We start from the raw sequence: 19,905 nt of genomic DNA, 5'->3' as shown, positions 1-19,905 counted from the left end.
CAGCTTGATTGGGACGCTTTTTTTGAGCTCTTCGAGTCGGCGGCGGGCTCGCTCGTCGCGCATGGAAAACCACAACTCGTCCCATTGCTAGCCCGTCAGCTTGCCGCGTCTCATCTTGGCCGCGATGGCTGCGGATCACTTCCGCATACAAGGAGTCTACCCCCAACCGCTTCACTCCAACTGCGGGGCAACTTCGTTGCGATCTCTTGTAACAGCGAGTGCCGGCACACCAATTGGATCGTCGTAAACAGTTGCGATGAAAGGCCAGAAACGCAAAACGCCCGGCGGCCGATCTGTCGGCGACGGGCGTTAACTGGCCTGCGGATGGAGCCCACAGAAAATCGCAAAGCTCCCCGACTAGGACTCGAACCTAGGACTTAGCGGTTAACAGCCGCTCGCTCTACCAACTGAGCTATCGGGGAAAATGGGCCTGGCGGGACGCTAGTATTCAGGGACGGCGGATGCGTCGGCGGGCAGCATTGCCACTACTCCGGCGACGCCCAGGGCTCCCTGCGGCGGACCTGCCAAATGGCCAGAACGATTGATGCTAAGCCAACACTCGTCGATTGACAATAGTCGACCGGGCCGAGTTCGCGCATCCTGGCCCGGGACTCGCCTTGCAAGGTTCAACCAGGCGGATTTTTCCGGTCGGCGGGGCAGGCAACGTTCGACGCTCTTCGACGCTGGCAGGGGCGTTTTTTTGTTTCCGGGGTCCGCAGACCCTGGTTATGATAACTGACCGGGTGGCGGCCGGTACCCAGCACCTCCGGCATGCCTGCTCGAACGTCTGTCCACGGAAGCCCTTGGCTCCCGCCCAGATGCCCGCCCCACACACCACCAGCCCGACCCTTTGGCCGTACGGCCGCCAGGCGGATCGCCCCACCTTCGGACGCTCGCTATTACGGTTCGGCCCGACGGCCTTGCCTGCTTGCTGCGCCCGCTCAAGACTGCCAACCACGAGGATTTCGCATGCCGCCCCGCGACGGTCACGGCCGACTCCATCCCCGGGTAGCTATGCTCTGGCTCGATCGCGTGGGGCCTGCCTGCCTGTTCGCGGCTTTGATCGGGGTATGGTCGAGCACCGCGCTCGCGCAATTGCCGGCCACGCGTCTCTCGGCGGTCGCGCCGGCGGGGGGCAAGCAGGGCTCGGAGTTCGAGTTGACGATCATCTCCGGCGCCGATCTCGAAGGAGTGAATCGTCTGCACTTCTCGCACCCGGGTATCAGCGCGGTGCAAAAGACACAAGTTGCCGAAGGGCAGACCGAGCCAACCCCCGTCGCGAACCAGTTCAAAGTAACGGTCGCGCCCGACGTACCCGTCGGCACGTACGAGGTCCGCGCGGCAGGCCCGTACGGTCTGTCGAATCCGCGCGCCTTTGTCGTCGGCGACCGAGTCGAATTGAGCGAGGCCGAGCCGAACAACGTGCTCGGTCAGGCCATGGAGGTGCCCCTCAATACGGTCGTGTGGGGGCGATCCGAACCGGCACGCGATACCGATTGCTTTCGCTTTACCGCCCAGGCAGGCACGCGGTTGATCGCCTACTGCGATGCCGCCAGCATCGACTCGCGGATGGATGCGACGCTCGAACTCTACGATCCCTCGGGCTCGCTCGTGGAAATGAGCCGCGACTACCGCGGTGCGGATCCGCTGATCGACGTGACGTTGCCGGTCGACGGCGAATACAAGTTGAAGGTCTACGACTTCGTCTTCGGGGGGGGACCCGACTACTTCTATCGCCTGACGCTCGGCACGGGACCGTGGATCGACTACGTGTTGCCCCCCGCGGGTGCGGCAGGCACGACGGCCACATATTCGGTGTATGGTCGCAACCTTCCGGGAGGCGTGCCCACCGAGTTGACGACGAGCGACGGCAGGCGGCTCGAGCAGCTCGACGTCGAGCTGGCCCTGCCTGGCGAGGAGCCCGCCCGGGCGAGTCTCGTCTCAGATGAGTCGATTGGCCCGGCGGCCGCCAGCTTCGACGGCGCACCCTATCGCGTGGCTTCGCCCGTCGGCAGCTCGAATCCCGTGACGATTGGCATCGCATCGGCGCCGGTCGTGGCTGAAGTCGAACCGAACGATCGTGCCGCGGCGCAAGCGATCGTGGCACCCTGCGAGATCTATGGCCAGTTGCAGAGCATCGGCGATGTGGACTGGTATTCCTTCGATGCCAAGAAGGGGGAAGTGCTCGTCCTGGAGATCATCTCGCAGCGCCGCGGCTTGCCCACCGATCCGACGCTGCGTGTCGAACGCGTGACGAAGGACGACAAGGGCGAGGAAACCATCACCGAGATCACCGAACAGGACGACTCGGGGGCGAATATTGGCGGATTGGCCTTCGCGACGAACAGCGATGATCCGCTGTTCCGCTTCGCAGCGCCCGAGGAGGGCCACTATCGCATCGCGGTGCGAGATTTATATCGCGAGACCCAGGGGGACCCGACGTTCGTCTACCGCCTGAGCGTCCGCCGCGAGATGCCGGACTTCCGCCTGGTGGCGCTCGCGGAGTTTCCGATCAATGGCGTGCAGGCGCCGAATCCGTGGACGACGTTCTTGCGCAAGGGGGGCACGGCGCGGCTCTCGGTGCTGGCCTTCCGCCGCGATGGATTCAACGACTCGATCGACGTGCAGGTCGAGGGGCTGCCCGAGGGAGTCACTTGTCCGGGCGCGACGATCGGCCCCGGACAGACGAGGGCGGATCTCGTGCTGACGGCCGCCGAGGAAGCACCCGACTGGAGCGGCACGATCGAGCTGACCGGCCGCGCCAAGATCGGCGACGCCGACGTCGTGCGCGAGGTGCGCGGCGCGCAGGTGACGTGGCCCTTGACGGGAATCGTCGCGCCGGCGCGGCTGACGCGCGACATCGGCCTTTCGGTCGGTTCGCTTGCGCCGTTCTCGGTCGATTCGCCCGTCGCGCGCGAAACCTTCGTGCAGGGCCGGCAATTGGTGCTACCGATCAAGGTCACGCGCCGCGGCGACTTTGCCAAGCCAATCGCCCTGACGGCAGCAGCCCTGCCCGAGAAGGTACAGAACGATGCGGTGACGATCGCCGAAGGGGCCGCGGAAGGTACGGTTCGTCTCTACTTTCCCCAGGATGCGCCGCTGGGAACGTACACGGTTTATCTGTCGGCGACGGCCCCGGTTCCCTTCACAAAGAATGCCGACGGCAGCGATAAGAAAGACGTCAACGTCGCCGAGTCGGTCGTGCCCGTGACGGTGTCGATCGTGCCGGGCCCGCTGGTGATGGTGCCCGAGGTGCCGGGCAAGGGCGAGATCAAACGCGGCGCTTCGCTCGAGATTCCCGTGAAGGTCACGCGGCGCCACAACTTTGCCGGGGCGGTAAAGCTCGATCTCGTCGTGCCGCCGCACATCGGTGGTGTTACGACCGAAGCGGTCGAGTTGGCTGCCGATGCCACCGACGCGAAGCTCGTCATCCAGGCCTCCGCCGAAGCGACCGAAGGGGAGCATGCCCACGTCGTCGTGCGGGCAACCTTCGACCTGGACGGCAAGACGGTCGAGAGTCATCAGCCCATTCCCTTGAACGTGCAGAAGTAAGAACCGACAGCCGCGAGCGTGGATCGCTCGCGGCTGCTTCCCGAGATTCAACCTGTCATCCGATCACGAGAGCCATGCGAAAACGCAAAGCCCAGCTCGTACTGCCCCTGATTGCCCTGGTCGCATTTGCCGCTGCGGTACAGGCGGACGAACCGATCGCGGTCGCCAAGATCGAGCGCAACGAGCCGGTCGATTTCGAGAGCGAGATCCTGCCCATCCTGCGCCGCAACTGCCTGGCCTGCCATAGCGAAGCGGTGGCGAAGAGCGAGCTCGTGCTCGAGACGCCGCAAACCATCGCCCAGGGGGGCGCGAGTGGTCCAGCGGTCGAGGCCGGCAGTGCCGACGCGAGCATGCTGCTGTTGGTCGCCACCGGCGAGAGCGACCCAGTGATGCCGCCGAAGGACAACAAGGTTGGCGCCTCGCCTCTCACGCCCGAAGAGTTGGGCCTGCTCAAGCTATGGATCGACCAGGGAGCGAAGGGCGAAGTGAAGCGTTCTCAAGCGGTGGCTTGGCAACCGCTTCCCGCGGGCGTGAATCCGATCTACGCCGTGGCCCTGTCGCCCGATGGGCAGTTCGCCCCCACGGCGCGCGCGAATCAGATCTTCATCTATCACCTCCCCAGCGGCAAAACGATCTGCCGCTTGACCGATGAACGCTTGTTGCAGGCGGGCATTTACGAGCAGCCGGGGGTGGCCGAGCTGGACCTCGTGCAGTCACTGGCCTTCAGCCCCGAGGGATATCGCCTCGCCTCGGGCGGCTATCGCGATATCAAGATCTGGGAACGTCCCCGCGACGCCCGGGCCATCGAGATGAGTGCCGATGGTTTCGGTCCGGCGCGCTCCGCCGCCACGAGCGCGGACGGCAAGTGGTTCGCCACCGGTCACGACGAGGGGCGCATTCGCGTCGTTGCCCTGACCGATGGCAAGACGATTCACACGCTGGCTGGCCATACGGCCGTCGTCACTGGCCTGGTCTTTTCGGCCGACGGGGCACGATTGGTCTCCGGCTCGGCCGACGGTTCGCTGCGCACTTGGAATGTTGCCGAAGGCAAGCAGCTTGGCCAGTTCGACGCCCCGGTACCTGTCAACGATGTGGCGCTCACTGCCGACGGCGCCCAAGTGTTGCTGGCCGGCGCCGATCGCGCGATCCGCGTCGCGGAGACCCCCGTGGCTTTGCCGTTCAGCGAAAAGCTCGCTTCCCCCACTACCGCGGCGATGACCTCGGCCGATGGCGTCACGTTCTATCGCGGCGCCGCCGACGGTTCGATCGAGATCCGCGACGTCGCCAGTCGCGAGGTGAAGCATAAGCTCCAAGCGGGCAACACGCCGGTTCGGGCGCTTGCCCTCTCGGGCGACGCCACGAAGCTCGTGGCCGCATCGGACGATGGCCTCGCGAGGCTCTTCGATCTGGCCGGTGCGAAACTGCTGAACGAGTTCCGCCTGGCGGCAAACCTGCCCGCCGGATTGGCGCTCGATGCGACGGGGGGAAAGCTCGTTGCAATCGCGGGGAACCAACTGCTCGTTTCGCGCACGGGCGACTTGTCGACGCGCGAGCTGACCGCTTCGGGGGACGCGGCCGCTACCGTCGCCGCGGTCAGCCCCGATGGCAAGCTGCTCGCCACCGATACGACGGTCGGCGGGCAGACGGCGATTCTCGTCCGCACGATCGCCGACGGGAACGTCGTCGCTACGCTTACGGGGCACGAAGCGGCCATCCACGCCTTGGCCTTTAATGCCGAGGGTTCGCGACTCGTCTCCGGCTCGAGCGACAAGACGGCGCGCGTCTGGCAACTCGGCGACGAACCGCGCGAGTTGGCACGCTACACCGGTCATCCCGCCGCGGTGTCCGCGGTTGCCATCGTGGGCGATGGCGCCACCATCGTCAGCGGAGGCGCCGATGGCAGCCTGCGTCAATGGAATGCCGCCGATGGTGCGGAAGTAAAGTCATTCGATGCAGGTGGCTCAGGCCTGCTCGCCGTGGGCGCGACGCCCGATGGCGCGGCCCTCTTCACGATCGCCGCCGATGGAGCGCTCAAAGCGATCGATGTGGCCGAGGGCACTGCCAAGGATCTCATCGAGCCGGGCAAGCCGCTCCTCGCTGGCGCCGTGAGTCGCGATGGAGAAAGCCTGGCACTCTTGGCCGCCGATCATTCGTTGCGCGTCGTTCGGCGCGACGGCACGCTGGCCGGTGAGGCAACCACGCCGGCGACGCAGGTCCGGTCGCTGGCGTTCGATCCCACGGGGCAACGTTTGGCGGTCGGCACCGCCGATCGTCGCGTCACGGTGTTTGACGCCGCCAGCGCGACACCGCTGGAAGTGGCGGCATCCGTGGGCGAGTTGAGCTATGGCGTCCTCACGCCCGGCAGCGAACTGTTGATCGGCACCAGCGATCGCCTGTGGCGAGCCACGCCGCTGCGCGTCGAACGCGCACTAGCGACTCCCGTCGGACAAGTGGCAGCGTTGGCGCCGAGCGCCGATCGTGGCACGATCTTCGTCGCGGGCACGGAAGGCAAGTTGGCCGCCGTGCAACTCGCTGATGGCGCCGCGCGGTTTACCGTTTCGCTCGAAGCGCCGGCGACCTCGCTCACGCTGAGCAGCGATGGCGCCTTGCTCGCCGTGGGCGGCGCCGACGGCAAGGTACGCATCGCTCAAGCGGGCGATGGCGCCGCCAGTGGCGCTCCTATCGGCAACTTTTCTAAGCCGGTACGGCAGGTGAGCTTCTCGCCCGATGCCGCTCACGTTGCCGCCGTGGCTGACGAAGGCGCGCTCGTCGTGCTCGATCGCGCCTCGGGGCAGGCCTTGCAGGCGGCACCGCGGACGGCCGGTGCGTACTGGGGAGTTTTTGCCCGCGGCGCGGACGCGAAAAGCGTCATCCTCACCTCCGGCGAACAAGAACTTCGCCTGGCACAGCTTGCGGCCCCGCGCGTGATTGCGATCGACGGAGCACCGGCCAGTGCGATTGCCCTGTTTGCCGATGGCAAGCAGTTCGTCACGGGCGGCGAGGACGGTATCGTCCGCCTCTGGGATCTGGCGGCAGGAACGGTTGCGCGGCAGATGGATCACGCGGGTCCGGTGGCCGATGTGGCGGTGCGGCCCGACGGTTCGCGCATCGCCTCAGTCGGTCTGAATAATCTCGCTCGGTTGTGGAATGCCGCTGACGGCGCCCAGGTCGTCGAGTTGCAGGGTGACTACACGGCCAACCAGGCGCTCGCCCGCGCCACGGCCGAAGCCGCCAAGTGGCAGGCGGAGCGCGGCGCCGCGACCGAGGCGCTCGCCGCCGCGGAAAAAGATCTCACCGAGAAGACCGCCGCTGCCAAGACGTCGGTCGAGGCGCTGGCCGCCGCCGACAAGACCGCCGCCGAGGCCACGGCGCTCGCCAAGACCACCGCCGAAGCGAAGGCCGAGGCCGACAAGCTGGCCACCGCCGCCACCGAGGCGGCCAAGACCAAGGCCGATGCCAAGGCTGCCGCCGATCAACTCGTCACGGCGCAGACCGAGGCGATGACCCTGGCGGCCGACGCCTCGACCAAGGCTACCGCGGCGGCGGCTGAAGTGGCCCAGGCGGTCGACGCGGCCAAGGCTTCGGCCGCCGCGCTTGCCGCCAGTCTCGCCAAGGCGCCCGAAGATAAAGCGCTGGTCGAGGCCAAAGCGGCCGCCGATAAAGTGGCCGCCGACAGCGAAGCGGCGGGCACTCAAGCCAAAGCAGTGGCCGAAAGCACCACGCAACTCGCCGCCGCGCGGGCCGAGGCGCTAAAGGTAGCGACGGCGGCCCAGGCCACGGCCGCGGCCGAAGTCGAGCAGACCGCCGCCGCCGCGAAGGAGGCCACCGACAAGCAGGCCGCCGCCACCAAGGCGGCCACCGATGCCGATGCCGCCGCCAAGGCCGCCACCACCGCGCAGGCCAATGCCAAGAAGGCCTCGCGCGATGCCGACGACGCGCTGGCTCGAGCCACCGACGCCGTGCCCAAGGCCCAGACGCGGCTCGAAAAGGCTCAATCGCGCGAAGCGAGCACCGCCCAGGCGAAAGCCGCCGCCGAACAAGAAGCCGCCGGCCACGAGCGTCCGCTGCGGACGGTCGCGTTCTCGCCCGACGGCGTGCAACTCGCCACCGCCGGCGACGATCCTCTGGTCCACGTTTACCAGGCCGAGAACGGTCTACCGCTCGATACGTTTGCTGGTCGCGGCGTCGCCGCGGGGGCGTTGGCCTTTACCCCGAACGGTTTGCTGGCCAGCGCCACGGTCGATGGCACTGCAGCCGTGTGGCAACTCTATCCGAACTGGCACCTGCAGGCGACGCTTGGTCCTCCGGCCGATCGCCCGCTGGCGGTCGAAGATTCGCAGCTTGTCGATCGCGTGTTGGCGTTGGCTTTTTCGCCCGACGGTAAACTACTGGCCAGTGGTGGCGGCGAGCCTTCACGCTCGGGCGAGTTGAAGTTGTGGAACCTGGCCGACGGCAAGCTGGCGCACGATTTTGCCGACGCCCACAGCGACACCGTGTTCAGCGTCGCCTTCTCGCCCGACGGCGAGTATCTCGCCTCGGCCGGCGCCGACAAGTTCGTCAAAGTCTTCGAGATCGCCACGGGCAAGTTCGTCAAAGCCTTCGAAGGACACACGCACCACGTACTCGGCGTGGCCTGGAGTCCCGACGGCAAGCTGCTGGCCAGTTGCGGAGCCGATCAGGTCGTAAAGATCTGGAACTTCGATTCGGGCGAGCAACAGCGCACGATCGCCGGCTTCGGCAAGCAGGTCACGAGCGTGGCCTTCCTGTCCGACGGCCAGACGGTGGTGGCCTCGAGTGGCGATAAGACGGTGCGGCAGTTCCAGGTCGGCGACGGCAAGGCGGTGAAGAACTTTGGCGGCGCGACCGATTTCCTGCACGGCGGCGCCGTCACGCCCGACGGACGTCTCGTGGCCGCCGGCGGCGAGGCGAGCGTGCTGCATGTCTGGAACGGCGCGGACGGCAAGGCCGTCGTCACCTTCGCCCCGCCGGAAGCGAAGTAGCGAAACATTGGCCCACTTCCGCGGAGGCTTCTATCTTCGCGCGGCACCGTAACGTCGTGGCGTTTTGTCGTCGTGGTTAGCATCTGGCTTTCTGTTTGAACCACCACGGCACGACGAAGCACGACGCGTGTGTTTCTGCGGCTGCAGTTCGCCGTTATGCTGCAGATATGGAACAGGCCTGGCCCCCACAGCTTGTCTCTCGCTGGCGCCGCAGGACGACGCTGATAATTGCGTCGGTGCTGTTGGCCGTGGGCATCTTTTGTACCCTCGTTTGGGGTGCCTGGAGATGGCGTTACCCGTACGGCCACGACCATTGCTGCGACAAGCAGTTGGGCCTTGTGCTTTGGCGATACGCGGAACAGCATGGCGGCCAGTTTCCCACGGGTGGTGACACGCCCGAGGCGTCACTCAGTCTGCTGTATCCCGACTACGACGACGGTTGGTTATTGCGAGGAAACACCTATCCGCTACAGCCCGCGGTCGATCTTCTCGCCGCGGGCAAACCTCTCACGCCTGAAACGTGCGGCTGGCATTACGTCGATGGATTGCGCCAGCCACCCCCAGGCGCCGGCTGGTCAAACGTGGCCCTGTTCTGGGCGAAGCGCGAGGTGGGGCACAACGGCGAGCGCTTGCGCGAAGGAGGGCATTATGTCGGGTTCATTCATGGCGATACTGGCTATGTCAAGGCTGCCGACTGGGCGCGTTTCGTGGCCGATCAAGAGAAAGCGGCCGCCGCGATTCGGCAAGGCAAGGATCCAATCGTTCCCTGGGTACCGGAATACGGCATGCACTGACCTCGCGCAACGATTCCAGGCGATCAACTCGGGTAGCTGTGAAATGTCCCGTAGGCAAAGGGAAAATCCACGGACAGTGAGTCTGCTAGAGCTATGACCTCGCTTGATACCTCGCACGTTTCCAACCGTGTCTTGAACGGCTGGACATCTTCGAATTCAACGGCTTCGAATCCGAGTGCTTGCAGTTTGTCGACGCATAGCGCGACGAACGCATCCAAATCGCTGGCAATTCCAAGCACGGGGACAAAGGCTCCCTTCGCCGTTTCCAATGCGTCATTGTCCGTACACAGCTTGACGTGCGCGAGAGCGATCCAGATTTGTGACATGAGACCCGACAATTCGTTGCTTGGCCACAGCACCGTTTCCAGCAATGCGGTTGGTCAGCGCCCCTGTTCCTGCCTCTTGGCCGCGACGAACTGCGAGGCGAGCTGCAGGCGGACCATCTTTTCCAACTCGGCCGATGGCACGGTGGGATCGGGCGCCGAGAATAGACCGCTCACGTTTCGCAAGATCTGGATCGGCGTGAAGATCACGCCCCAGGGAAAGCCCCACCAACCCAGCACGCCGCTCGAGAGCGTGCCCACGAGCTTCGACTTGATGCCGCATGCACGGCAGCACACTTCCGGCGTGCTCTTCCACTGCGTCATCACCAGCGCCGACCAGACCGAGTGAGACGTGTGGACGTCGACCGGACCAGGACCACCGCAGCGCGGGCAGTCGCCTTGATGAACTTGCGCCACCTGCTCGGCCATCACGTCGCGTGGCACGCGATCGGCAATAGCCAACAAGTAGCCCCCTTGATGGCATTCGTTGCCGCAGAAGCGGAGCTCCCCTTCCGTCACGCCACCAAATAGAATCGTTGTCCCACAGACCGCGCAGCGCGCCATGGCCCACCCCTTTCAGCACGAACAATAGAGTGCCACTCGATCGCGCCAATGGAAAATTCGGCACGAATGTCCGTGCATCACGATAGCAATTCAGCAGGCGATTGCGAACGAATTCTGGCCAGAGGCGCCACCGCCGCCAAGAATGTCATGGCGCGTCGGGCGGCCCAGGCAGACCGCTCGGCATCACTCCAGCTATCGTGGTGAACGGGCGAGCTAGGAGCCCTCCGACGTCAACAAGTCGAGCCCGCCCTTTGGCGATCAAAGGAGCCGAAGGTTCTGTGACGCACCAGCAATCAGCACCCACGGCAACGGCGCGGATGGCCGTGGCCGGTCGGGCAGCAACCGTTCTCACAGCAATTGGGGGCAGCGCAGGAGGGCGTCTCGCACGGCGCGGGTACCTGCACCGTCTTCGGCACCATGCGGCAAATCTGGACTTGCACCTGCTTGGGCACGAAGTGAGGGACGCATACGCAGCAGACGACCGTCTTTTCCTCCGGCGCGAAATCGTAGCGCGTCACGGTGCAGGTCTTCGTGCCATGCTCGGCCTCGAGAATCGTTTGCTGCACCTGCTTCATCCGCGGTTCGAACTTCCAGGTACAACGGCGCACCGTGCGGGTGCGCGTCTCCGGTTTCATCACCGTCACCTGGCAAGTGTACGGTTCGTCGACCCAGACCTTTTCCTGGCAGGTGTAGGCCACTTCCTTCTCGACCGGGTTCGAAACCCAGACTCGGCTGCCACAGCCGGCCGTGCCGCACGTCGCGGTGCCGCAGCCGGTGCTGCAGCGGCGGAACAAGCGGCAGCGCGGGCGGCAACAATCGACCGGGCTCGCACAGTCGACGACGGCGCCGCAGCCAGCGGCCGGCGCGTCTTCCCAATGCCCCTGGTCGACGACCACCTTCTGCGTCTTCTGCGCCGTTACGACCTTGCACACCTTGCGCGTGCCGGTCTTCGTCACGAGCTGCGGTACGCAGACTGTATAGTTTTCCTGCACGTCGGCGTAGACCGGCGTGCGCACCATGCACTGCACCGTCCTCGTCACGCACTTGGGATGGTAGATCGTGTAGGGACGCTCGACCGTCACCTGACGCGGGATATAGTGCGGCACGATGATCTTCTTCTGACGCTGCTCCAGGCGATATTCGGGCACCATGACGGTACGCGTCTCGAGGGACATCTCGGGCACAAGAACCGTGCGCTCGACCAGCTTCGGCGCGGCCGGGGCGCACGTTTCACAACCGGGGGTCGAACAGGCGTGCGACCCGATGCGAGCTTCCGCCAAGGCGGGAATGGTTGGCAGGGCCACGAGCATGATCGCCGCCACGAGACCCAAGATCGACGAATTCCGCATCGCACTTTCTCCGTTGCCGGTCGTTGTCAGGGTGCGTTAGATGAGGTGTGTTTACCGGTTGCACAAAACAGGTCGTTCGCGGCAAGCATAGTCTTGTCTGGCCGGAAGTCAATGCGCGCGATTCGGGTACTCCTTAACTGACAAGGAGTTAAGCCCAGACATGGGGGCGAAAAATCGGCCGACAGCGGCTGCGTTGCAGTGGAGCGCAAATGTAAAAGGCGAGGCAATTTGGCCCGGTACGACCCCCCTCAGAGAGAACGTGCAGGCTAAAGCCTCAGGCGTGTTCTTCCCAGTCGAGCGAGCGTTCGACGGCTCGTCGCCAGCCGCGATAGAGCTTCTCTCGCTGGGCGTCGTCCCATTGAGGCGAGAACTCGCGATCAAGGGCCCAGTTCCGCGTAACGTCGTCCTTGTTCTGCCAGAACCCGACCGCGAGCCCTGCCAGATAGGCGGCGCCGAGCGCGGTCGTTTCCGCCACCACGGGACGTTGCACCTTGGCGCCCAGGATGTCGGCCTGGAATTGCAACAGCGAGTTGTTGGCCGTGGCGCCTCCGTCGACTTTCAAGGTCGATAATTCCAGCCCGGCGTCTTTTTCCATCGCTTCGATCAAGTCGCGCGACTGGTAGGCCATCGACTCGACGGTGGCCCGCGCCAGATGGCCAGCCTGGGTACCGCGCGTGATGCCGATGACGGTGCCGCGCGCGTACTGATCCCAATAGGGCGCGCCCAGGCCCACGAAGGCCGGCACGAAATAGACTCCTCCGGCATCCTCGACGGTGCTGGCCAGGGTCTCGACCTCTTGCGAGCTCTGGACCAGCTTGAGCCCATCGCGGAGCCACTGCACGGCGGCGCCGGCGATGAAGACCGAGCCTTCCAGGCAGTAGGTCGTCTTACCGTCGAGCTGCCAGCCGATGGTCGTCAGCAGGTTATTCTGCGACGCCACGGGCTTCTCGCCGGTGTTCAACAGCAGGAAGCAGCCCGTGCCGTAGGTGTTCTTGGCGCTGCCGGGCGTGAAGCAGCCCTGGCCGAACGTGGCTGCCTGCTGATCTCCGGCGTCTCCCGCGATGGGGATCGGTCCGCCGAAAAGTTCCGGGGCCGTTTCGCCGTAAACTTCGCTTGAAGGGCGCACCTCGGGCAGCATCTTGCGCGGGATGCCGAGGATCTCGAGCAGCTCGTCATCCCAATCGAGCTTGTGAATGTTGTAGATCAACGTACGGCTGGCGTTGCTCACGTCGATGACGTGCCGCTGGCCGCCGGTGAGGCGCCAGATGAGAAAGCTGTCGACGGTGCCGAAGAGCACCTTCCCTTGTTCGGCCTTGGCGCGCAATCCGCTGACGGTATCGAGCAGGTGCTTGATCTTCGTGCCGGAGAAATAGGCGTCGACGACAAGCCCGGTCTTCTGCCGGAACGTATCGGCCAGGCCCTCGCTTTTCAGGCGATCGCAGATCGGTGCGGTGATGCGGCTTTGCCAGACGATGGCGTTGGCCACGGGCTTGCCGGTCGCGCGATCCCAGACGACCGTCGTTTCGCGCTGGTTGGTGAGCCCCAGGGCGGCGATGTCCTTGGCCTCGAGCTTCGCCTGCTTCAAGGCATCCTGCGCCACCTTGAGCTGCGAGCTCCAGATGGCTTCGGGATCGTGCTCGACGACGCCCGGCGCCGGCAGGATCTGCTCGTACTCCTGCTGTGCCGTCGCCACGGCGCGGCCATCGTGCCCGAAGACGATCGCACGGCTCGAAGTCGTGCCCTGATCCAGCGCGAGAATGTACTTGGACATGCGTTCGATCTGCTCTCGTGATGCCTGACGTGAGTTAGTTCTTTTCGGCGGGATGGAAGCGGCGGATCAACTGGTCGTAGGCAAGGCCTCCCAGCACGCCGCCGATTAGCGGACCGACGATCGGCACCCACCACCAGTAGTCGGCAGCGCGGAACACATCCATGCCCCAGCCTGCCACCGCGGTGAACAAACGCGGACCGAAATCGCGCGCGGGGTTGATGGCATAACCGCAGTTGTGGCCGAACGTCATGCCAATCAACAACACGAGCGCGCCGACGAACAATCCGCCCAACTTTGACTCGGGGGCCATGTTACGCTCGTCGGTCAACGCGAAGATCACCAGCACCAACAGGGCGGTGCCCACGATCTGATCGACGAGTCCGCCGGGAACGTTCGATAGATAGGGCTGCGGATACGTGGCCCAAATGCCCGCCGTGCCTTGCTCGCCGGTGATCTGGCGCACGCCGCCGTCGAAGTGGGTGAGGGCCTCGTTGTAGGTGGCGAAGACCACGGCCGAGGCGACGAAGGCTCCGGCGATCTGCGCCAGCGAATAGGGAATCACCTTGCTCCAGGGGAACCCGCGATGCGCGGCGAGCGCGAGCGTGACGGCCGGATTCAAATGGGCGCCGGTCACGCCTCCGGCCACGTAGATGCCCATCGTCACGCCGAGCCCCCAGCCGAGATTGATCGACAGGAACTCGCCGCTTTCCTTACCGCTGAGAATGACCTGCGCAACCACCGCCACGCCGAACACGATCAGGATGAACGTGCCCAGAAACTCGGCGGCCAACTCACGCACGAGCGAACGCGACATGCGATATCCCCTGTGGTGCCTGCAACACGGTCTGATTTACTTCACGCGGCTTCGTAGGTCAGGTACCCCGTACCTGACAGTTCTCGACGTGGCAACTCGAACGATTGTCAGGTACGCGCGTACCTGACCTACGAGATTCCCCCGAGCGTGTGGAGAGATTGTGCCGCTTGGCGCGCGAAAGATCAAATAGTTCGTCGCTTATTGGACGCATTTGCCGAAGTGCGTCACCAGGCGATCTATCGTTCTCACGATCTCTGGCTCGATGTCCGCGTGGCCGATCACACCTTCTTCCGCCAGCAGCGTTGCCAGCTCGCGCAGCGTGTCGGCCGATACCGTCGGCACGTAGAGCAGCATCAGACGCCGCTCGACCAGATCGGAAACATTGCGCGGGAACTCGTGGCGAATGACCCAGCGGGCGAACTCGCGCGGGAAGCTCGTGCCGGCGACACAGTCGGCCGAGAGATTTTCAATTCCAGCAAGCACTCCTTCGGTGCGCGTGCCGAGGAGCCACCAGATCGATTCGACCTGCACACACTGCAAATGGAATTTCGCGGCGAGTTGTTCCCAACACGCGATCAGTGCGGCACGGTCGCGGGGATAATCCTCGCCTCCCGGGAGTGGCCGTTCGCGGCTGTTGGCCAGCACCGGCCGACCGAGCCGCGCCAGAATCGTGTGGACCGACTCTTCCGCCAGCGAGCGGCAGGTCGTCAGCTTGCCGCCGATGACCGAAAAGATCGGCAGCGGCGCATCGTCGAGCGGAGCGAGCCAGTGGCGGCGAGTGATCGCGCCCGGCGTCGCCTGGTCGATGTAGGGAAGGGGCCGTACCCCGCTGTAATGCAAGTCGACGTCGGCCTGCGACAGCTTTACGTCGGGCAGGATCTCGTTCACCGAGCCTATCAGGTAGTCGATCTCCTGCGGCGTCGCCACGGCGCGATCGGGCGCTTCGTCAAAGGGCAGATCGGTCGTGCCGATCAGCGTCTCATGGCCGAAGGGCAGGATGAAGAAGGGACGTCCATCGGCGGCCTCGGCATAGATGGCCCGATCGGCGAGCGCCGCGCGCAAAGCCTCGTTGCTCGTCACGAGATGGCTTCCCTTGGTGCCTCCCATCATGCGTTGGGCGTGTACGGGCAATCTCGCCAGCGTGCGGTCGACCCAGGCGCCGGTCGCATTCACGATGGCCGCCGGCTCCAAAGTCGATTCGGCCGGCGCATGCTCGTCGGCGTCCGCGGCGCATAGTTCGACTGTCTGCCCGACCAATCGGGCGCGATGCCGCATCAGCACGCGAAACTCGACGCCATATTCGGCCGACAATCGCCGCGTGTCCTCGAGCAACGCCAGCGAGAATCGCTCCGGATAACGAACCTGACCATCGTAGTAGGAGCAAAGCCAGGGGAAGGCGCGGCGATCGACCGGCATGGCATTCCGCTCGTGCGACGAATAGACGGCGTGCCGCGGCAACGAGGGATCGCGCGCATAGCGGTCGTAGAACCAGAGCCCCATTCGCACGAGCCACACGCCCCGCCGTTTGGTGACGGCCAGCTTCTCGCCCCAGCCAAGAAACCGGGGCAGCGCGGCCAGCAGGCCGCCGAAGCGATTCGACACCGGAATGAAAAGTTGCAGCGGGCGCACCAGGTGGGGAGCCAAGCGCAGCAAGCGCGTCCGCTCGGCCAGCGACTCGCGCACCAGGTCGAACTCGCCGTATTCGAGGTAACGCAGCCCACCGTGTATCAGACGAGACGAATAGGCCGTGGCGCCGTAGGCCACGTCGGTCGTTTCGACGAGATAGACCGGCACGCGGTTGAGCAGCAGCTCGCGCGCAATGGCGCAACCGTTGATTCCGGCTCCGAGAATCAGGATGGGTTTCTGATCGCCTGACACGGCCGTAATATAGCAAGTACCCCGCATCTGACAGCCGATGGCACATTGAGCACATTTCCCGTGCGGGCTATAAAGAACCGCTCCCTCGCACATCGGGTCATCGTCGCCAGGAATCACGCGTGCAAGAACTTCTGCGGATCCTGGAAAAATACTGGGGCTACGATCAGTTTCGTCCCTTGCAGGCCGAGGCCATGCGGGCCGTGGTCGAGGGGCGCGATTCGGCCGTCGTGTTGCCGACCGGTGGCGGCAAGTCGCTCTGCTTTCAGGCCCCCGCTGTGCAGATGCCGGGGCTGGCCGTGGTCGTCTCGCCGCTGATCTCGCTGATGACCGATCAAGTGCGGGCCCTGGCCGATTGCGGCGTGCCGGCCGCCTGCATCAACAGCACGATGGGCCCGGACGAAAAACGCCGGGTGGCCGACGAGATTCGCGCCGGCCGGCTGAAGCTCTTGTATCTTTCGCCCGAGCGACTGACGACGGAACGCACGCTCGACTTTCTCGCGCAGTGCCAGCTCTCGTTCTTTGCCATCGACGAGGCGCACTGCATCAGCGAGTGGGGGCACGACTTTCGCCCCGAGTATCGCACGCTACGCCTGCTCAAGGAGCGGTTTCCCGGCATCGGCGTGCATGCCTACACCGCCACCGCCACGCCGCGCGTGCGACTGGATATCGTGCGCGAGTTGGGGCTGAAGAATGCCGAAGTGCTCGTCGGCTCGATCGACCGGCCCAAGTTGATCTACCGCGTCGTGCGGCGCAAGAACCTGCTGCAGCAGGTGTGCGACGTCGTCGATCGCCATCGCGACGATGCGGGCATCATCTACGCCATCCGGCGGGCCGATGTCGACGAGCTGGCGGCCAGCCTGCGCGCCCTGGGGTACAACGCGCTCCCCTACCACGCCGGCATGTCGGACGAGGATCGCCATCGCCATCAGGATGCGTTTCTCAACGACCGCGCGCGGATCATCGTGGCCACGGTCGCCTTCGGCATGGGGATCGACAAGTCGGATGTCCGCTACGTGATTCACGCCGGCGCGCCGAAGTCGCTCGAGAACTACCAGCAGGAAAGCGGCCGCGCCGGACGCGATGGCCTCGAGGCCGAGTGCTGGTTGCTCTGGTCGCCGGCCGATTTTCAGACCTGGCGCAAATTGCAGGGAGACCTGCCGGAGCACGCCTTCGAGATCGCCATGAAGGTGCTCAATAGTATGGACGGATTCTGCTCGGGAGTGAACTGCCGCCATCAGGCGATCGCGCTCTATTTCGGCCAGCAATTGCCGAGCGAGAACTGCGGCGCGTGCGACGTGTGCCTCGCGGAACTCGATCTCGTCGACGACGCGCTGGTGCTGGCCCAGAAAATCCTCTCCTGCGTCGTGCGGCTCGACGGTCGCTTCGGCGGCGAGTATACGACGCAGATCCTCACCGCCTCGCGGGACGAACGCATCGCGCAGAATGGCCACGACCGCCTCAGCACCTTCGGCCTGTTGTCCGATCACGATCAGAAAAGCGTGCGCGGGTGGATCGATCAACTGGCCGGCCAGGGCATGCTCGAGCGCGTGGGGGAGTACCGCGTGCTGCAAGTGACCGATCGGGGCCGGCAGGTGCTGGCCGGAGCGCTCATGCCGCGCTTGTTGAGGCCAGCCAGCGGCACGCGCAAGCAGTCGCGCGCCGAGCGATCCTCCTGGGCCGGAGTCGACCGCGAATTGTTCGATACGCTGCGCGGTTGGCGGCGCGAGATCGCCGACGATCGCGGCCTGGCCCCCTTCATGGTCTTTAGCGATGCGACGCTCCGCGAGCTGGCGCGGGTTCGGCCGGCGAGCGCCGACCGGCTGTGCGAGATTCGCGGTATCGGACAGAAAAAACAGGCCGAATATGGCCTAGCGGTCATCGAGCTGATCAAGGCGCACGACCGCGAGCGGGGCGTCGTGCGCGAGCCCACCTTGTCGTACGACGAAGATCTTCCGATGAAAAGGCCGAAGCACTCCCAGGAAGATCGCCGCGCGGCGAAGAGCAGCGACTGAGAAAGGGAAGAATCTCTTCGTCGGTCGTGCTACGCTTGGAGTGGAGAAGCCATGTCGACGACGCCCCACACGATCGAGCCCCCGGCGACGCGCCCCGTGTCGCGGCGCGAATCGCTGTTTCGCGTCGCGGGATTCGCGTTCGCCACGGCGGTCGTCTTCCTCACCTTTCCCCTGGCCTGGCTGAAGGCGTACACCGACTGGCGCTTCGACGGACGGGTCTATCAGCTCGATTCGTTGTTTCTGCTGCTGATGATGGTGCTGGTCTCGTGGTCGATGTGGCGCTGGCCCCTGCGCATTCCGCGCAGCACGGTGGCCCTGGTGGGGCTGGCCGGGCTCGCCGTTTGGGTGGCGCTCAGCATCATTATCTCACGGCGATTGACGTCCCTCTTATTGCCCGACTGGCGATTGCTCGTCCTGGGGGCCGCCACCTCGCTGTGGCTGTACTGGTTCTGGCTGGCCTTTCTCGTGCCTGCTAGCCTGCGCGTGCGCGGACTGGTGCTCGCCCTGTTGATCGCGCTCGTGCCGTTGAATACCTGGCTCGTCCGTTCCGACGGCCGCGATGGCGATATGCGTTTGATGCTCTCCTGGCGTTATGCAAGATCAGGACGCGCCGCGTCCGCGGCAGCAACGACCAGGTCCGAGGGAACCACGGCGCCCAGCATGGACTCCGGCGAGTTCGCCGAATTCCGGGGCTCGCCCCGGCGCGACGGCGCCCTCGAAGGCATACGCCTCGAGACCGACTGGGCCGCACGCCCGCCTCGCGAACGATGGCGCATTCCCGTGGGTCTGGGCTGGAGCGGGTTCGCCGTCTCGGACGGTAAGGCCGTGACGCACGAGCAACGCGGCGAACAGGAATCGGTCGTCTGCTACGACCTGGCCACGGGGCACGAGATTTGGAACCGCGCTCATGCAGCCGCCTTCCGCAGCACGATCGCTGGAGACGGCCCTCGCGCCACGCCAACAATCGCCGGTGACCGCGTTCTCACGTTAGGCGCTACCGGAATGCTCCATTGTCTCGATCTCGACACCGGCCACCTGCTGTGGTCGGTCCAGACACTCGAGGACAACGGCGCGGAGAACCTGGTGCATGGCGCTTGCGGTTCGCCCCTAGTGGTGGGCGATCTCGTGATCGTCAGTCCGGGCGGACCGCAGGAGCATTCACTGGCGGCCTATCGACTGGCCGACGGCAGCCGTGCCTGGCATGCCGGCAGCGATGCCGGTGGGTATGCGTCACCGCAGCTCAGCACCGTGGCGGGCAACGAGCAGGTGCTGATTCTGAACGCACCGGGCGTTTCGGCCCATGATCCCGCGACTGGCCGCGTCCTGTGGACCCATCCCTGGCAGAACGAGCAGCAGGTCAGCGTCTCACAGCCGCTGGTCGTGGCCAGCGATCCTACACGTATCTTGATCAGCTCGGGCTATGGCAAAGGCTGCACGCTGGTCGAGATCTCGCCGCGCGACGACGGCACGTGCGAATCACGCGAGCTCTGGAAATCGCGCAACCTGAAGACCAAGTTCACCTGCGCCGTAGTACACGATGGCTTCGCGTACGGACTCGACGACGGCATTCTGAATTGCGTCGATCTGCAGGACGGCTCGAAGCGTTGGAAGAGCGGACGCTACGGGCACGGGCAGGTTTTACTCGTGAACGATGTCTTGCTCGTGCAGACCGAAAGTGGCGAGGTCGTGCTCGTGGCGGCCGATCCCGCCGAACAGCGAGAATTGGCCACCTTGCCGGCCCTCTCGGGTCGTACTTGGAATCATCCCACCTTGGCCGGGCGGCTGCTGATCGTGCGAAACGATCGCGAGGCGGTCTGCTATGAGCTCCCCCTGGCGGAATAGGCTTGC

General features: G+C 65.1%; 11 protein-coding genes and 1 tRNA gene. 5 read left to right on the top strand and 7 right to left on the bottom strand.

The window, feature by feature from the left end; genetic code table 11:
• Positions 1-349: 349 nt before the first annotated feature.
• Positions 350-422 (bottom strand) — tRNA-Asn (locus tag KF708_19230).
• A 547-nt stretch (positions 423-969) separates the two neighbouring features.
• Between KF708_19230 and KF708_19225 the strand changes: the two genes are divergently transcribed.
• From KF708_19225 to KF708_19215, 3 genes are all read left to right on the top strand, one after another.
• Entirely contained in the window at positions 970-3,552 is a 2,583-nt protein-coding gene (locus KF708_19225) for a PPC domain-containing protein (protein MBX3414826.1), read from the top strand.
• Positions 3,553-3,626: 74 nt separating this feature from the next.
• A complete protein-coding gene (locus KF708_19220) occupies positions 3,627-8,552 on the top strand; it encodes a hypothetical protein (GenBank protein ID MBX3414825.1) in 4,926 nt (1,641 codons plus the stop codon).
• A 338-nt stretch (positions 8,553-8,890) separates the two neighbouring features.
• Positions 8,891-9,346: a hypothetical protein gene (locus KF708_19215; GenBank protein ID MBX3414824.1), complete on the top strand. Its 456-nt coding sequence runs from the start codon at positions 8,891-8,893 to the stop codon at positions 9,344-9,346.
• 23 nt (positions 9,347-9,369) lie between these two features.
• Here KF708_19215 and KF708_19210 read toward each other — a convergent pair whose 3' ends face one another.
• From KF708_19210 to KF708_19185, 6 genes are all read right to left on the bottom strand, one after another.
• Entirely contained in the window at positions 9,370-9,672 is a 303-nt protein-coding gene (locus KF708_19210) for a hypothetical protein (GenBank protein ID MBX3414823.1), read from the bottom strand.
• Positions 9,673-9,726: 54 nt separating this feature from the next.
• Entirely contained in the window at positions 9,727-10,233 is a 507-nt protein-coding gene (locus KF708_19205; GenBank protein ID MBX3414822.1) for a hypothetical protein, read from the bottom strand.
• A gap of 293 nt (positions 10,234-10,526) precedes the next feature.
• A complete protein-coding gene (locus KF708_19200; protein MBX3414821.1) occupies positions 10,527-11,582 on the bottom strand; it encodes a hypothetical protein in 1,056 nt (351 codons plus the stop codon).
• 274 nt (positions 11,583-11,856) lie between these two features.
• On the bottom strand, positions 11,857-13,353 hold the full coding sequence (gene glpK / locus KF708_19195; protein MBX3414820.1) for a glycerol kinase GlpK: 1,497 nt from the start codon (positions 13,351-13,353) through the stop codon (positions 11,857-11,859).
• A gap of 34 nt (positions 13,354-13,387) precedes the next feature.
• Positions 13,388-14,167, bottom strand: coding sequence for an MIP family channel protein (locus KF708_19190; GenBank protein MBX3414819.1), 780 nt, complete (start codon positions 14,165-14,167; stop codon positions 13,388-13,390).
• Positions 14,168-14,365: 198 nt separating this feature from the next.
• Complete coding sequence (locus KF708_19185; GenBank protein MBX3414818.1) at positions 14,366-16,072, bottom strand: glycerol-3-phosphate dehydrogenase/oxidase; 1,707 nt, start codon at positions 16,070-16,072, stop codon at positions 14,366-14,368.
• Positions 16,073-16,164: 92 nt separating this feature from the next.
• Here KF708_19185 and recQ point away from each other — a divergent pair, with 92 nt between their 5' ends.
• Both recQ and KF708_19175 read left to right on the top strand, forming a co-directional pair.
• Positions 16,165-18,057, top strand: coding sequence for a DNA helicase RecQ (gene recQ / locus KF708_19180; protein ID MBX3414817.1), 1,893 nt, complete (start codon positions 16,165-16,167; stop codon positions 18,055-18,057).
• 51 nt (positions 18,058-18,108) lie between these two features.
• Positions 18,109-19,899: a PQQ-like beta-propeller repeat protein gene (locus KF708_19175; GenBank protein ID MBX3414816.1), complete on the top strand. Its 1,791-nt coding sequence runs from the start codon at positions 18,109-18,111 to the stop codon at positions 19,897-19,899.
• The last annotated feature ends 6 nt before the right edge of the window (positions 19,900-19,905 follow it).

The sequence above is a fragment of the Pirellulales bacterium genome, from assembly GCA_019636335.1.
In the GTDB taxonomy this organism is placed as follows: Bacteria; Planctomycetota; Planctomycetia; order Pirellulales; family JAEUIK01; genus JAHBXR01.
Note: the sequence above shows the minus strand (reverse complement) of the source record. Positions and strands in the feature narration are given on the sequence as shown.

What these genes read in the sequence shown, in the direction of transcription:
- KF708_19190 (MBX3414819.1), bottom strand. Translation starts at nt 14,167, where the DNA reads ATGTCGCGTTCGCTCGTGCGTGAGTTGGCCGCCGAGTTTCTGGGCACG.
- KF708_19185 (MBX3414818.1), bottom strand. Translation starts at nt 16,072, where the DNA reads ATGCGGGGTACTTGCTATATTACGGCCGTGTCAGGCGATCAGAAACCC.
- KF708_19210 (MBX3414823.1), bottom strand. Translation starts at nt 9,672, where the DNA reads ATGTCACAAATCTGGATCGCTCTCGCGCACGTCAAGCTGTGTACGGAC.
- KF708_19220 (MBX3414825.1), top strand. Translation starts at nt 3,627, where the DNA reads ATGCGAAAACGCAAAGCCCAGCTCGTACTGCCCCTGATTGCCCTGGTC.
- KF708_19225 (MBX3414826.1), top strand. Translation starts at nt 970, where the DNA reads ATGCCGCCCCGCGACGGTCACGGCCGACTCCATCCCCGGGTAGCTATG.
- KF708_19175 (MBX3414816.1), top strand. Translation starts at nt 18,109, where the DNA reads ATGTCGACGACGCCCCACACGATCGAGCCCCCGGCGACGCGCCCCGTG.
- KF708_19205 (MBX3414822.1), bottom strand. Translation starts at nt 10,233, where the DNA reads ATGGCGCGCTGCGCGGTCTGTGGGACAACGATTCTATTTGGTGGCGTG.
- KF708_19200 (MBX3414821.1), bottom strand. Translation starts at nt 11,582, where the DNA reads ATGCGGAATTCGTCGATCTTGGGTCTCGTGGCGGCGATCATGCTCGTG.
- glpK (MBX3414820.1), bottom strand. Translation starts at nt 13,353, where the DNA reads ATGTCCAAGTACATTCTCGCGCTGGATCAGGGCACGACTTCGAGCCGT.